Source organism: Pseudonocardia sp. P1 (assembly GCF_000178675.2).
Lineage (GTDB): Bacteria > Actinomycetota > Actinomycetes > Mycobacteriales > Pseudonocardiaceae > Pseudonocardia.
In genome coordinates this window covers 563,649-577,291 of record NZ_ADUJ02000001.1, presented here as the reverse complement: position 1 = coordinate 577,291, position 13,643 = coordinate 563,649, and the positions used below count along the sequence as shown (strand labels likewise).

Annotated in this window: 13 protein-coding genes; 8 read left to right on the top strand and 5 right to left on the bottom strand. The window is 74.4% G+C overall.

Features of this window, described 5'->3' with window-relative positions:
* The first annotated feature begins 41 nt into the window (after positions 1-41).
* Together PP1_RS02240 and PP1_RS02235 are read left to right on the top strand one after the other, a co-directional pair.
* Positions 42-677 carry an antibiotic biosynthesis monooxygenase gene (locus PP1_RS02240; protein ID WP_010237016.1) on the top strand — a complete coding sequence of 212 codons (636 nt, stop codon included), beginning with the start codon at positions 42-44 and terminating at the stop codon, positions 675-677.
* A 64-nt stretch (positions 678-741) separates the two neighbouring features.
* Positions 742-4,152 carry an arabinosyltransferase domain-containing protein gene (locus tag PP1_RS02235; protein ID WP_075314222.1) on the top strand — a complete coding sequence of 1,137 codons (3,411 nt, stop codon included), beginning with the start codon at positions 742-744 and terminating at the stop codon, positions 4,150-4,152.
* Between the two features lie 58 nt (positions 4,153-4,210).
* Here PP1_RS02235 and PP1_RS02230 read toward each other — a convergent pair whose 3' ends face one another.
* The gene (locus PP1_RS02230) at positions 4,211-4,630 is read right to left on the bottom strand and encodes a hypothetical protein (RefSeq protein ID WP_010238148.1); all 420 of its coding nucleotides are present in this window, start codon (positions 4,628-4,630) and stop codon (positions 4,211-4,213) included.
* Positions 4,631-4,649: 19 nt separating this feature from the next.
* A complete protein-coding gene (locus tag PP1_RS02225) occupies positions 4,650-5,237 on the bottom strand; it encodes a histone-like nucleoid-structuring protein Lsr2 (RefSeq protein WP_060576061.1) in 588 nt (195 codons plus the stop codon).
* A 110-nt stretch (positions 5,238-5,347) separates the two neighbouring features.
* On the opposite strand from PP1_RS02225, the gene PP1_RS02220 reads away from it, so the two are divergent.
* Together PP1_RS02220 and PP1_RS02215 are read left to right on the top strand one after the other, a co-directional pair.
* Positions 5,348-5,851 carry a GNAT family N-acetyltransferase gene (locus PP1_RS02220; protein ID WP_010232160.1) on the top strand — a complete coding sequence of 168 codons (504 nt, stop codon included), beginning with the start codon at positions 5,348-5,350 and terminating at the stop codon, positions 5,849-5,851.
* A gap of 218 nt (positions 5,852-6,069) precedes the next feature.
* The gene (locus PP1_RS02215; protein ID WP_010232161.1) at positions 6,070-6,552 is read left to right on the top strand and encodes a hypothetical protein; all 483 of its coding nucleotides are present in this window, start codon (positions 6,070-6,072) and stop codon (positions 6,550-6,552) included.
* 1 nt (position 6,553) lies between these two features.
* On the opposite strand, the gene serA is transcribed toward PP1_RS02215, so the two are convergent.
* On the bottom strand, positions 6,554-7,753 hold the full coding sequence (gene serA, locus PP1_RS02210) for a phosphoglycerate dehydrogenase (protein ID WP_010232163.1): 1,200 nt from the start codon (positions 7,751-7,753) through the stop codon (positions 6,554-6,556).
* A 288-nt stretch (positions 7,754-8,041) separates the two neighbouring features.
* On the opposite strand from serA, the gene PP1_RS02205 reads away from it, so the two are divergent.
* Complete coding sequence (locus tag PP1_RS02205) at positions 8,042-8,626, top strand: hypothetical protein (protein ID WP_010232165.1); 585 nt, start codon at positions 8,042-8,044, stop codon at positions 8,624-8,626.
* Entirely contained in the window at positions 8,623-9,750 is a 1,128-nt protein-coding gene (locus PP1_RS02200; RefSeq protein WP_010232168.1) for a serine/threonine-protein kinase, read from the top strand. The genes PP1_RS02205 and PP1_RS02200 overlap by 4 nt, the downstream gene beginning before the upstream one ends.
* 36 nt (positions 9,751-9,786) lie before the next feature.
* On the opposite strand, the gene PP1_RS02195 is transcribed toward PP1_RS02200, so the two are convergent.
* The gene (locus tag PP1_RS02195; RefSeq protein WP_010232170.1) at positions 9,787-10,743 is read right to left on the bottom strand and encodes a hypothetical protein; all 957 of its coding nucleotides are present in this window, start codon (positions 10,741-10,743) and stop codon (positions 9,787-9,789) included.
* 106 nt (positions 10,744-10,849) lie between these two features.
* Here PP1_RS02195 and PP1_RS02190 point away from each other — a divergent pair, with 106 nt between their 5' ends.
* Both PP1_RS02190 and PP1_RS02185 read left to right on the top strand, forming a co-directional pair.
* Complete coding sequence (locus tag PP1_RS02190) at positions 10,850-12,178, top strand: sensor histidine kinase (protein WP_050802400.1); 1,329 nt, start codon at positions 10,850-10,852, stop codon at positions 12,176-12,178.
* Positions 12,175-12,834, top strand: a complete 660-nt coding sequence (locus PP1_RS02185; protein ID WP_010232175.1) for a response regulator — start codon at positions 12,175-12,177, stop codon at positions 12,832-12,834. Before PP1_RS02190 ends, PP1_RS02185 begins: the two co-directional genes overlap by 4 nt.
* Before the next feature lie 59 nt (positions 12,835-12,893).
* Here PP1_RS02185 and PP1_RS02180 read toward each other — a convergent pair whose 3' ends face one another.
* The gene (locus PP1_RS02180; RefSeq protein WP_202796391.1) at positions 12,894-13,088 is read right to left on the bottom strand and encodes a hypothetical protein; all 195 of its coding nucleotides are present in this window, start codon (positions 13,086-13,088) and stop codon (positions 12,894-12,896) included.
* Between the last annotated feature and the right edge of the window lie 555 nt (positions 13,089-13,643).

Here is a 13,643-nt window from a genome sequence, read left to right as displayed (position 1 = left end):
CCACGGTGCGCGGCGGGGCCCGCAGCCGTCACCATGCGTCCATGTCCACCGACATCGATACCCGGACCGGCGGCACCACCCCCGCCGCCGCGTCCACCGCACCGGTCACCGTCTCCTTCACCCGCCGGGCCGATCCCGGGCACGCCACCGAGATGACCGCCTGGATCCGGTCCGGCCTGCTCCTCGCGGAGGGCTTCCCCGGATTCCTCGGCGGCGGCTGGGTCCGCACCCGCGGCGGGTCCGACGAGTGGCACATGCTCGCCCGGTTCGACTCGCACGAGTCGCTCGCCCGCTGGGAGGCCGCCCCGGAGCGCCGCTGGTGGCTCGGGTCGGCGCAGGGCCTGGCCGAGATGACGCGCAGCGAGCGCCGCACCGGCATCGAGGGCTGGTTCGACGAGGCCGAGAAGGTCGAGACGGCGGGGCCGCCGCAGCCGACCCCGCCCCGCTGGAAGCAGGCGACGACGATCTGGCTCGTCTTCTTCCCGATGAACCTGCTCGCGACCGTGACCCTCGGAGCGCTGCTCGCCGACTGGCACGTCGTGCCGCGGATCGCGGTCACGACGATCGTCCTGACGCCGATCATGGTCTACCTCGTGCTGCCCTGGATCACCCGCGTGCTCGGCTGGTGGCTGCACGACACACGCTTCCGCGACCGGCACCGGGGCCCGGTGGGCTGACCGGCCCCGGTCACGGGACGGGGGCTCCGGGTGTCGCACGGAGCCGGGTCGCTACCGTCGTTCGGTGCTCACCGAGGAACCGAGGGTCGCGGAACGGGAGCAGGTCGACACGTCACGTGACACACGTCGCCTGCGGTGGGCGGGCGGGCTCGGCCTGCTCGCCGTCGTCCTGGCCGTTGCGGTGCCCTTCCTCCCCGTGGTGCAGCACGAGAACACGATCGTCTGGCCGTCGCAGGCCACCGGTGCACAGGACGTCAACGCCCCGCTGGTCGCGCTGCGTCCCGAGTCCATGTCGGTCGCCGTGCCCGCGGAGGCGATCCGCAGTCTCGACGAGCGCAGCGCCACATCGGCGACCGTGCTGTCGACCGTGCCGCCGGAGTCTCCCGAGGGCGCGCGGTCCGGGATGGTGCTCACGGTCGGCGACGGCCAGCTGACCCTGGTCAACCGGGGCGAGCAGCTGTCCGCGGCTCCGCTGCGCGACGGGCCGTCGGAGATCAGGATCTCCTCGGACGCCGAGGAGACGACGGTCGACCTCGGTTCCGGCGCGCAGACCTTCCCCGGGGACCTGCGGCCCCAGTCGGTCGGCGTCTACTCCGACCTCGACGGGGCCGCCGACCCGCTGGCCGGCACGTCCGTCCGGATCAGCCCGGACACCCGGTTCGACACCAGCCCGTCGGTGTGGAAGTCGCTCGCCACCGCCGTCGCGAGCCTCGCCCTGGTCGGGTCGCTGCTCGCCCTCGCCGGGGTGGACCGGCACCTCGGGCGGCGCCCGCACCGCGCCGGCCGGGAGGCCGGCGGGATGGCCGAGCGCTGGCCGCCCCGGCTGCGTCGCTGGTGGACCCGTGCGCGACCGCGCCCGGTGGACGTCACCGTCGTGGGCGTGCTGGGGCTCTGGGCCGCGATCGGCGGCCAGACCTCCGACGACGGCTTCACCCTCGGCATCGTGCGCGACGTGCCCACCTCCGGCTACGTCGGCAACTACTACCGCTGGTACAACGCCGCGGAGGCGCCGTTCGGCTGGTTCTACGACCTCTACGCGCTGTGGGTGCAGGTCTCCGACTCGCTGCTGTGGCTGCGGCTGCCCGGCGTCCTGATGGGTGTGACGGCGTGGTGGCTGGTCTCCCGGGGCCTGCTGCCCCGCCTCGGGCGCCAGGCCCGCCGGTCCCGGGCGGCGACCTGGGCCGCGGCGATGACGTTCCTCGCGTTCTGGATGGCCTACAACTCGGGCCTGCGGCCGGAGCCGGTCGTCGTGGTCTGCTCGCTGCTCGCGCTGGTGTGCGTGGAACGCGCGATCGCGCTGCAGCGGACGCTGCCGGTCGCGCTCGGCCTGTTCGCGGCCTCGATGGCGGTGGGCGCGAACCCGGCCGGGCTGATCGCGATCGCCCCGTTCCTGGCCGGGATCCGGCCGCTGTGGCAGCTGCTCGCGACCCGGGTCCGGACGTTCGGCGCGGTGTCGGTGCTGGCACCGCTGCTCGCCTCGGGCACCGCGATCCTGATGATCGCCTGGGCGGACCAGAGCTGGGCCGCGGTCATCGACTCGACCCGGATCCGGTCCGACGTCGGGCCGGACTGGCCCTGGTACTCCGAGATCGCGCAGCGGTACGCGCCGCTGTTCGGCAGCCTGGCCGACGGGTCGATCGCCCGCCGGTTCCCGATCCTGCTCGTCATCCTCTGCACGCTCGCGTGCGTCGTGGTCCTGATCCGGCGGAACCGGATCCCCGGCGCGGCGCTCGGGCCGGCCCAGCGGCTCGTCGGCAGCACCGTCATCGCCCTGCTGATCTTCGCGATGACCCCGACCAAGTGGACCCACCACTTCGGCGACCTCGTCGGCCTCGGCGCCGGGATGGTCGCGCTGGCGGCCATCGCGACCGGGTCCGACGCGTTGCGGTCGCTGCGCAACCGGCTCGCGTTCCTGGCGGCCGCGTTCCTCGTGGCGGCGCTGTCCGCGGCCGGGCCCAACACCTGGTGGTACACGAACAACTGGGGTGTGCCCTGGGCCGACCAGCAGGTCCTCATCGGCGGCTACGAGGCGTCGAGCGTGCTGCTGGTCGTCGCGCTGCTGCTGGCCGCGGGCGCCGGGGTCGAGCACCTGCGGGGGATCCGCGAGGACCGGCACCCCGACCAGCTCGCCGGGCTCGAACGCGCGATCGGACGGCTGCCGCTCATCGGGCGCTGGTGGCGGGCCCGCGACTGGCGCCGCGACGCGTCGGCCGCGCTGGACGCCACGCGGCGGCTGCGGCTGACGTCGGCCCCGCTGGCCGTGCTGTGCGCTCTGCTCGTCACGTTCAACCTGTGGTCGATGGGCGCGGCCATGCAGGCCCGCTCGGGCACCTGGTCGATGGGTTCCGACGCGTTGTCGAACCCGCTCGGCGGGTCCTGTGGCCTGGCGAGCCAGGTGTTCGCCGAGCGGCGCCCGGCCGACGGCGTGCTCGCACCCGCCCCGGAACCGACGGGCATGGCGACCCCGGCCAACCCCGACCTGCTGCCGACGGTCGCGTCGCCGCCCCCGCCGGGGGAGTCGACGGCGACTCCCGCGCCGCTGCCGCCCGGCGTCGTCCCGGCGAACAGCCCGGAGGCCCAGCTGCTCGAACCGACCAGCGGAGGCTCCGGTTTCCGCCGCGACGGTGTCCCGCCGACGGGCGGCGGGTCCGGGGTCTCCGGGTTCGAGTACGTGCTCTCGGGCGGGCTGGGCAGCGACGCCGCCCCGGCCTTCGGCAGCTACGACTCGTCCGGTCGCGGCACCGGCACGCTGCGCACCCCGTGGACGCAGCTGACCGCCGAGCAGCGCGCCGGCGCCACCCCGCTGGTGGTGACGGCGGCGGGCCGGCTGGGCGGCGGCAACAAGCTGACCGTGCAGTACGCGACGAGACTGTCCGACGGCCGGGTGCGAGTGGTCGAGCAGACCACCCTCGACGACGGCCGCGGCGAGGAGATGCCGTGGCGTGAGCTGCGGTTCGACCTGCCGGAGGCCGCCCGCGCCGCGACCGAGGTCCGGCTGGTGGCGCAGGACAACTCGCTGGGGGCCGACGGGTGGCTCGCGGTGGCCCCGCTGCGCGCCCCGCAGCTGGCGCCGCTGTCGGCGGTCGTCGGGAACCAGGCGATGTTCCTCGAGTACCCGGTGTCGCTGGCGAGCCCCTGCCTGCGCCCGTTCTCCACCGCCGGCGGGATCGCGGAGGTCCCCGCCTACCGGCTGCAGGCCGACGGCAGCCGGATGCGGGTCGACGGCGAGGGCTGGTCGACGCCGCAGGCCGGCGGCCCGCTCGGCTGGATCACGGTGATCGGAAAGCAGAACGAGCTGCCGACCTACCTGGAGGGCGACCCGGGCCGGGACTGGGGCAAGGTCCAGGCGATCCAGCCCTACCGCCCGAACGCGGTGCGGCCGACGCTGGAACGCTCCGACGTCCTCCGGTCCGGGCTCTACAGCCCAGGGCCGCTGCCGGCCCCGCCGCCCGGCATCCCGTCGCCGAGCCGCTGACACGCGTCGCGCTGCCCGGGGCGACCCGTCTCCCCGGGCAGCGCGACGTGACAGCGCCTCAGGACAGGGCGCCGACGCCGAGCGCGACGAGCACGCCGACCTTGACCAGCTCGAGCGCGACGTAGCCGAGGTGGGCCGGCGAACGGGGCCCGGGCGCCGCGCTCCCGGCGCGCAGCAGCACGTTCGAACGCCGCGTCAGTGCCGGGCGCACCACGAGGAGCTGGACCGCGAGCACGACGGCGGCGGCCGCCGCGAGCAGGGACGCCGGGACCGGTGTCCCGGCGACGACCAGCGCGACCGCGACGACGGCGAGCAGGACGAGCTCGGCGACGTTCAGCGCCCGGAACACCAGGCGCCCGATACCGACCCCGAGTGCGGTCGTGATCCCCGGCGCGCGGAACTTCAGCGGCGCCTCCAGGAACGAGATCGCCAGCACCATGCCGAGCCACACCCAGGTCGCGGCCGCGGCCACCGCCATCGCCGGTGCCTCCCGCCGGTCAGCCGCTGAACTCGACCGCGGGAGCCGTCGACTGCCGGGTGGCGGGTGCCGCGACCGGCTCGGGTGCCTGCTCCACGGCGCTCGCCTCCGTGGTGGCGGGCTTCTCGGCGGCCGGTTCCGTCGTGGTCGGCCCGGCCGTGCGGGCGGGCTTCGTGCCCGCGGTCGTGGTCGTGCCCGCGGTCGTGCCGGACGCGGCGGCCTCGTCCCGCCGGTAGGCCTCGGCGACCTCGGACGGGATGCGGCCCCGCTCGGAGACGGTGAACCCGTTCTCCCGGGCCCACTCCCGGACCGCGCGGTTGTGCTCACGGACGGCGGCACCGGAGCCCTCGGCCCCGGGAGCGGCACCCGCGGACCCGGCCCCGGCACCACCCGGCGTGGCGGCCGGTGCCGTGCGGCCGTGGTCGCGGGCCGACCCGGCGGAGCGGGCGGCGCCCAGGAAGGGCGCGAGCCCCTCGCGCAGGGCGCGGGCGTGGGCGGAGGTCAGGTCGATCCGGAACCGCCGGCCGTCGAGTCCGAAGTCGACGGTCTCGTCGGCCTCGTCGCCGCTGATGTCGTCGACGAGCCGGACCGTCTCGACCTTCGCCACTGCCGTTCCTCTCGCGTCGCCGACCGGAAGTCGCTCCGGCGTCGTCGCGAGCATAACGACGGGTCCGCCGGGCCGCGGAACCCGCACGACACGCCGGGCGTGGCGGACGGGTGCGGCAGAGTGTCCGGGTGCACATGGTGATCGACGACCTCGCCGGAACGGAGATCGCGGAGTTCCTCTCCGGGCATCTCGCCGACATGCGGGCGCAGTCGCCGCCGGAGAGCACCCACGCGCTCGATCTCGACGGCCTGCGGGGCCCTGACGTCACCGTCTGGACGGTCCGCGACGACGACGGCACGCTGCTCGGCTGCGGTGCCCTGAAGGAGCTCGGCCCGGACGGCGGCGAGATCAAGTCGATGCGGACGGCACCGGCGGCGCGCGGGCGGGGCGTCGCGGCCGGGCTCCTCGTCCACCTGATCGACGTCGCCCGCGGGCGCGGGTACCGCACGCTGCACCTGGAGACCGGCTCCATGGAGTTCTTCGCCCCGGCCCGCCGGCTCTACGCCCGGCACGGGTTCACCCCCTGCCCGCCGTTCGCGGACTACCCGGACGACCCGAACAGCGTCCACATGGTGCTGGTGCTGGACCCGTCACGCTCGGCCGGACGGGTGTGACCCGGCGATCATGTGATCCCGCCCTCGCCTGTGCGCGGAGTGTGATCTAGAATACTCTACGAGCCGTAGAACACGGCGCCGACGCCAGACCGTTCGACGGTCCTCCACCGGGGCGCCGGCCGCCCCGCTGCGGCGGGCCGACGCACGTCCCGTGGGTGGCGGCCCGCACGGGGGCCGCCGTCCGCCGCCGTCGCGGGGACGGAAATGGGGCCACGGGCATGACGGTCGAGACCGGCCTGGTCAACGCGGACCTGCGCCGCAAACGATCGGTGGATCTCGCGCAGGTGATCCAGGCGCGGTACGGGGACGACGTGACCCGGCTGCGGGTCGGCCTGCTCGCCCACCCGTATCCGCATCCGGTGCCGGACCGCCACCGCAGCGAGGTCGAGGTCACGGCCCTGCGCGGCGGGTCCGGGCTGGTCCTGGTCGCGTCGACGGCACCGGACGACGAGGCTCCGGCCGCGGGTGTCGGGATCTGGGAGCTGACCGTCGCGACCCGGGACGGCACCGTCCTGCCCCGGGGTGAGGCCGAGGGCTGGGCACGGGCGCTGTTCGGGTACCGGTGCGCGCCGCTGGTGTACCGGCGCCCGTCGGGCGGCGGACTGTTCCGCCGCCCGAGCCGGGTCGACTTCGTGGTGCATCACGGCGAGCACGGCCCGATGCACCCGTCGGACGTCGAGGCGTTCGGCGCCTGCGCCTGAGTCAGAGCGGGAACGAGCGCAGCCACACCGTCTGCGCGGCCCTCCCCAGCGCGGAGAGCACGTCGTCGGGGAGGACACGGTCGGTGTCGGTCAGCACGTAGCCCAGGTCGCCCCAGGTCGACAGCGACTGACCGGTGACGTTGACCCCGGCGTCGGCGAGCAGCCGGTTGATGTCGGCCAGCACCCCCGGCTTGCTGGTGTGCAGGTACGCCATGCGGAACACGCCGGCCGGATTCGGGGCGCCGACGTTGGGCAGGCTGACCGACAGGGGAGTGGCACCACCGGTCACGAAGTCGACCAGTTTCGCCGACACGAAGTGGCCGATGCCCTCCTGCGCCTCCTGGGTGGAGCCGCCGATGTGCGGGGTCAGGATGACGTTGTCGAGCCCGCGCAGCGGGGACTCGAACGTGTCGCCCTGGGCCTTCGGCTCCACCGGGAACACGTCGACGGCGGCACCGGCGATGTGGCCCGAGAGGATGTTCTCCCGCAGCGCCTGCTCGTCGATCACCATGCCGCGGGAGGCGTTGATGAACATCGAGCGGGGCTTCATCGTGGCGAACTGGTCGGCGCCGAAGAGGCCGGCGTTGCCCGGGCGTCCGTCGACGTGGATCGAGACGACGTCGGACTCGGCCAGCAGCGCGTCCAGCGACGGCATCCGGCGGGCGTTGCCGTGGGCGAGGCGGTCCGCGGTGTCGTAGAAGACCACGCGGAGGCCGATCGCCTCGGCCATCGTCGACAGCTGGGTACCGATGTTGCCGTACCCCACGATGCCCAGGGTGCGGCCGCGGAACTCGTGCGCCCCCTTCGCGGACTTGTCCCAGACCCCCTCGTGCATCCGCTGGGTCTTCTCGGTGAGCCGTCGCGCCAGGACGACGATCTCGCCGATCACCAGCTCGACGACGCTGCGGGTGTTGGAGTACGGCGCGTTGAACACGGCGATGCCGCGCTCGGCGGCCGCCTCGAGGTCGATCTGGTTGGTGCCGATGCAGAAGCAGCCGACGGCCAGCAGATCCTTGGCGGCGTCGAGCACCTCGGGTGTCACGGTGGTGTTCGATCGGATGCCGAGCAACTGCACGCCGGACACGGCCTCGAGGAGCTCGTCGCCGCTGAGCGAGCCGGGCCGGGTCTCGACCTCGAAGCCCGCGCGTTCGAACGCCTCGGCGGCGCCGGGGTGGATGTTTTCGAGCAACAGGACCTTCACGCCGACCAACCTATGCCCGGGACGGCCGCCACGGGGGATCAGCCCGTCACCGTTGCGGTGCGCTGCGACGGGGGTGCCGGACGAAACGCCCGAACTCGTCACACTCGTTGTCAATGTTTCGTTGACGCCAACTCGACGTCAACGAACCGACGACGCCCGACCCCGTCGCGACGACGCGCCCCCTGCCGCCGATGAGGGGATTGTGAGCGGCCGGCCGATTGGTTTCCGCCCCACCGGTCACTCTGTCCGACACGACCGAGTGACGGCGGACGAGGCAGGAGACGGCACATGGCGACAGAGCTCTGGATCTGGGTCCTGATCGGGATCGTGGTGGTGATCGTCGTCGCGGCCGCGTCGACGGCCGTCCGGCGGGTACGGGGCCGGCGCCGCAGTGCCGTGCTGCACCGTCACTTCGGGCCGGAGTACGACCACGTCCTCGACCAGGCCGGCGGCCGGACTGCCGGAGAGGCCGAGCTCGAGCGACGCCTGCGACGGCGTCGGGAGCTCGACGTACGCACCCTCGACGCCGACGAACGGGAACGGTTCACCGGCTCGTGGGTGCAGGCGCAGAACTCCTTCGTGCAGACCCCGCGCAGTGGACTGCGCGACGCCGACCTGCTGATCCTGCAGGTCATGCGGGCTCGCGGGTACCCCGTCGAGCACTACTCCGAGCGCGAGCAGGTCATCTCGGTCGACCATCCCGACCTGGTCGGGCACTACCGCGCCGCCCACACGGTCGCCGTCGCCGACACCCACGACGAGGCCGGCACCGAGCAGCTCCGGCGGGCGATGGTCGACTACCAGTACCTGTTCGACGAGCTCGTCGGCGCGGGCCACCCCGAGACCACCCACCGAGGACTGCAGGCGCCGTGACCGGTCCTCCCGTACCCGGAGCGGGGGAGGAGCCGCTCGTCATCGGCGCCGGCCACCTGCTCGCCGGGCGTTACCGCGTGCGGGAGCTGCTCGGCGAGGGTGGCATGTCGCGGGTCTATCTCGCCGACGACGGCGACCTGGACCGACCGGTCGCGGTCAAGGTGCTCCGCGCCGAGGACTCCGAGGACGCCGAGGAGGTGGGACGCCTCCGCGACGAGGCCCGTGCCATCGCCGCGATCGACCACCCCGGCGTCGTCGAGGTGCACGACGTCGGCGTCACGGCCTCCGGGGTGTTCGTCGTGATGGCCTACGTCGAGGGCGAGTCGCTCGCCCGGCGGCTCGATCGCACCGGACCGCTGCCTGCACCCCTGGTGGCCGCGATCGGCCGCGCGGTGTGCGATGCACTCGCGGCCGCCCACGGGGCCCGGGTGGTACACCGGGACGTCAGCCCCGGCAACATCATCCTGCGCCCGGACGGGGGCGTCACCCTCGCCGACTTCGGGATCGCCCGGCGTGGAGCCGGAGCCGGGCGCACACGCACCGGATACATCGTCGGGACCCCGGCCTACCTGGCCCCGGAGCAGGCCCGCGGCCACGCGGTCGACGGCCGCGCGGACCTGTACGCGCTGGGGTGCTGCCTGTTCGCCGCCCTCACCGGACGCCCACCGTTCACCCGTCCCGACCCCCTGACGGTCGTACTCGCCCAGCTCCGGGAACCACCACCGCGGCCGTCCGCGTTGCGGCCCGGCATCCCGGCCGGCCTCGACGACGTCGTGCTGCGGGCGCTGGCCAAGGAGCCTGCCCACCGGTTCCCCGACGCCGGGGCCATGGCCGCGGCGCTGGCCCGCCTCGAGCCGCCCACAGGAACGCTCGAACTGGCCGCGACGACCGGCCACGCAGCTCCCCGGCCCTCGACCCCGCCCGGGCCGGCGCCGCCGTCGGTGTCCGTGGGATCCCGGGCCGGGCGGACCGACCGGCCCGCGGTCGAGCAGACCCTGTCCGAGCTCGACGACACCCGCGATGCCGGTCCCGGCCGTCACCGCTTGCGCACCACCGTCATCACCGTGACCGCGCTGGCCGTCCTCGCCGTCCTGGTCGTCGTGGCCACGATCGGGCTCGTCTGAGCGGGCATCGAGGCGGTGCCGGCCGGGAACCGGGGCTCAGCCCTGTGCCGACCGGGCGACCGGGCTCTGCACGCGCATCTCGTCCGGCACACCGTGGCCGGCCCCGGGCAGGGCTGCGCCGGGCCCCGACATCGACAGCATTCCGGCCACGGCGAGCGCGAACCCGGCCAGGAGGCCCGCGACGTGTGCGACCCCGGTGGCGGGCGACCCGCCACCGGCCGCCAGCTCGGTCGCACCCATGGTGGTCGCGGTGGCGTACAGCCCATCGGCGAACGCCACCGCGCTCCCGACCCAGGCTGCCACCGCCACGGGCCATCCCGGGCGGCCGGCCGTCAGACCGACGATCCCGGCCACGCCGATGACGATCAGCACCGCGGTCACGACGGCAGGGACCAGTACGACCGGATCGCCGGAGCCCCACCCGCCGACGACCCGCAGCCCCGCAGCGACAGCCGCGGTCACTGCACCGCCTCCGGCGAGAGCCCGCAACAGCGGTCGCGCCGCGCCCTCGGCCCGGTGATGCGTCGTGACCCGGGCACCCCAACGGTCGCGTGCCAGCAGGGCGAACGCGGTCAGCAGGCACACTCCCTGCACGGTGAACCCGCCGTAGACCATCGGGTGCACCCAGGTGGCCATCCCCGTCGCCGTCGCCGGCGGGAGCACCAGCGTCATCGGCAGCGACACCAGCGCGATCGGGACCAACAGGCCGGTCGCGACCCACGCCGGCAGGAGGACCGGCAGGACCGGGAACCGCAGGGCCGTCCGGCTACCCAGCGCCACCGCGAGTGCGACCACGCAGAGATCGAGCAGCACGGTGATCGCGTTCATCACCGGCATACCCGCACCCTCCAGGATGCGTGGGTCGGTGACACCGACCGGGTTCCCCGTGAGCCAGGCGATCTTCATCGTCACGTAGGGCAGGGTCGCGAGGGCGGCAGCCGCGCCGAGGATGCGGCGGGCGGTCGGCGTGCCGTGGACATCGTGTGAGGTCATGGACCCAGGCTGGCCACCCGGGCACACGTCGGCCTCCCCTTCGCGGGTGGACGATCTCCCTCGCAGGAGGGAACGGCCGGAGGGCCCCGTCTGCGACGATTCCCGCGTGGGGGGATCGCCGTCGTGGACGACGCTGACGACGCCGACGGGGTGGGCCGCGGGCCGCACCTGTCGCCGTGTACTCCACGTACTGCTCGGCGCGGTGGTGCTGTTGCCGTACCTGGGAGCCGCCTGGGTACTGGTGCGCACCGCGGACGGCGGCGTGGGCGCCGGCGCCATGGTCGGCCTGACCGTCACGGTGGTGCTGCTCGCGATCGGTGTCACCGTCCTTCCCGGCGTGCGCGAGCTCCTCATCGCCGCCGCCCGTGCCTTGCTCGGCGTCGACCTGCCCGACGACCCGGCAGGCAGCCCGGTCCCACTGACGACCCGGATCCGTGCGGCCGGATGGCTGCTGGTCTGCACCGCACTGGGCGCGGTCTCCGCGGCAGCGCTCCTGGTCGCGCTGCCGGTCACCGTCGCCCTGGTCGCCACCCCGTGGGAGCAGTACCCACCGCTGCCGACCGGCCTCGCGGCATGGTGGACCGCGCCGCTGGCACTGCTGCCGGTCCCCGCGGTGCTCACCGCGCTCGCCGCGGCCGGAGCACTACAGGCCCGTCTGGCGCCGGCACTCCTGGGACCGGACCCCGGACAGCGGCGCGCCGCCGAGCTCGCCGAACAACTGGCACGAGCACACCGGCGCGCCGACCGGCAGGCCGAGCGCACCCGGCTGGCGCGCGAGCTGCACGACTCGGTCGGCCATGCCCTGACCGTGTCCACCATGCAGGCCGCGGCGGCCGCCGAACTGCTCAGCACCGATCCGTCGTTCGTCGCCCGTGCCCTCGACGCGATCGCCACGACCGGCCGCGCCGCCCTCGATGACCTCGACCACGTACTCGGCCTGCTCCGGGACGACGGCGACACCCCGCAACCGGTCCGCGACCTCGACTCGCTCGAGCCCCTGCTCGCCTCGGCGCGTGCCGCCGGACTCGACCTGCACCACGACGTGGACCCGGCCGCAGGGGTCCCCGCGGTGGTGTCCCGGGAGGCCTACCGGCTCGCCCAGGAAGGACTCACCAACGCCCTGCGCCACGCCGGTCCCGGACCGGTCGAGCTGCGTCTGCGCCGGAGCGGGAGCGGGCTGCACCTCACGATCACCAACACGATCACCGCCGGCGGGGACGGAGCCCGGGAGCGCCGCGTCGGGCGTGGCCTCGCCGGAGCCCGGGAGCGTGTCGCACTGCTCGGCGGCACCGTTCGCGCCGCCCCCGACGGGGACCGCTGGGTCCTGCACGCCCGCTTCCCCTCCACACCCACAGGCCCTTCGGGGCCCGGCTCGACCCGTGGGACGACCGCGGAGGAGTCGTCCCCCACGACGCACGGTCGGGAACCGACATGACCACCGGGCTGCTCCTGGTCGACGACGACGAGCTCGTCCGCACCGGACTGCGCGCCGTGCTCGACGCGGACCCCGCCCTCACGGTGCTCGGTGAGGCCACCGACGGCGCCGAGACCCCGGGTCTCGTGGCACGACTGCGGCCCGACGTCGTCCTGATGGACATCCGGATGCCCGGTGTGGACGGCATCACCGCCACCCGGGACCTGGTCCGCCGTCCCGACCCGCCGCGGGTGCTGGTGCTGACCACCTTCGGCCACGACCGCTACGTCTACGACGCCCTGCGCGCCGGAGCGACGGGGTTCCTGCTCAAACGCACCCCGCCGCGCGACATCGTCCGCGCCGTCCACACCGTCGCGGCGGGGGAGTCGTTGCTGTTCCCTGCGGCGCTGCGTGGACTGGCTGCCGGATTCGCCCCCGACGGCGGCGACCACCTGCAGGACGCCGGACTGACCGCCCGCGAGGGTGAGGTGCTGGCACTGATGGCGCGGGGTCTGTCCAACGCCGAGATCGCCCGTGAGCTCTACCTGGGTGTCGAGACCGTGAAGACCCACGTCGCGGGAGTGCTCGCCAAGACCGGGTCCCGGGACCGCACCCAGGCCGTCGTCGCCGCCTACGAGTCCGGTTTCGTCGACCCCCGTCGCCGGGACGACGCCTGACCCGCGGGCACCGCCGGCGGGCACGCGACCGCCGTCGGCGACCGGTCCGTGGTCCCGTCTCAGATCCGGGGCACCGCCACCGGCGTACCGCCGGTAGCGAGCGACCCGGCGGCGACGACACCGACCAGCGAGGCGTCGACCGCGGCACGCACCGGCACCAACGGCGGCGCGCCATCGTCGAGACAGGCTCTGAACGCCTCCAGGACCCCGACCGTGCCCGCGGAGCCGGGCTCGTCCCGATCGCCGCCGGACACCCGCTCCGGCACCCTCACCTGCGGGTGCGCCGAGAAGGTCCTGCAGCGCCGCCGGCCCCAGACCGTGCAGGTACTCGGCCTCGATCAACTCGATGTCGCCGACCTCGCCGGCGGCCACGACCTGGGCGATCGACCGCACGTGGGGCAACGCGACATAGTTCTCGGCGAACGAGTAGCTCGCCGGTGAGGCGTCTGCCGCTGCGACGAGGTCTCGCCCCTCCGCCTCACTGGCACACGCCGCGGTCTCGGACAGCACGTGCACACCGGCATCGAGGAACGCGACGGCGCGCGGCGCGTGGGTGTCGAAGTCGTCCGCCAGGACGACGCCGTCCAGACCCGCGCCGAGCAGCTCGGCCCAGTCCCGGGTCCTGGGGATCGACCCCGGATCGTCGACATCGCGGGTCTCGCAGCCGATCACGACCTCGAAGCCGAGCCGGTCCGCCCAACGAGCCAGGTACCGCCCCTGCGGCCCGAGCCCGATCACACCGATCCGTCGCCCCACGCCTGTGACCATGGTCCGGGTCGGGCACGGCGGCAAACCCTTTCCGCCCCACC

Coding starts and splice junctions, on each gene's coding strand:
- PP1_RS02240 (WP_010237016.1), top strand. CDS start 42: ATGTCCACCGACATCGATACCCGGACCGGCGGCACCACCCCCGCCGCC.
- PP1_RS02230 (WP_010238148.1), bottom strand. CDS start 4,630: ATGGCGGTGGCCGCGGCCGCGACCTGGGTGTGGCTCGGCATGGTGCTG.
- PP1_RS02215 (WP_010232161.1), top strand. CDS start 6,070: ATGACGGTCGAGACCGGCCTGGTCAACGCGGACCTGCGCCGCAAACGA.
- PP1_RS02205 (WP_010232165.1), top strand. CDS start 8,042: ATGGCGACAGAGCTCTGGATCTGGGTCCTGATCGGGATCGTGGTGGTG.
- PP1_RS02195 (WP_010232170.1), bottom strand. CDS start 10,743: ATGACCTCACACGATGTCCACGGCACGCCGACCGCCCGCCGCATCCTC.
- PP1_RS02185 (WP_010232175.1), top strand. CDS start 12,175: ATGACCACCGGGCTGCTCCTGGTCGACGACGACGAGCTCGTCCGCACC.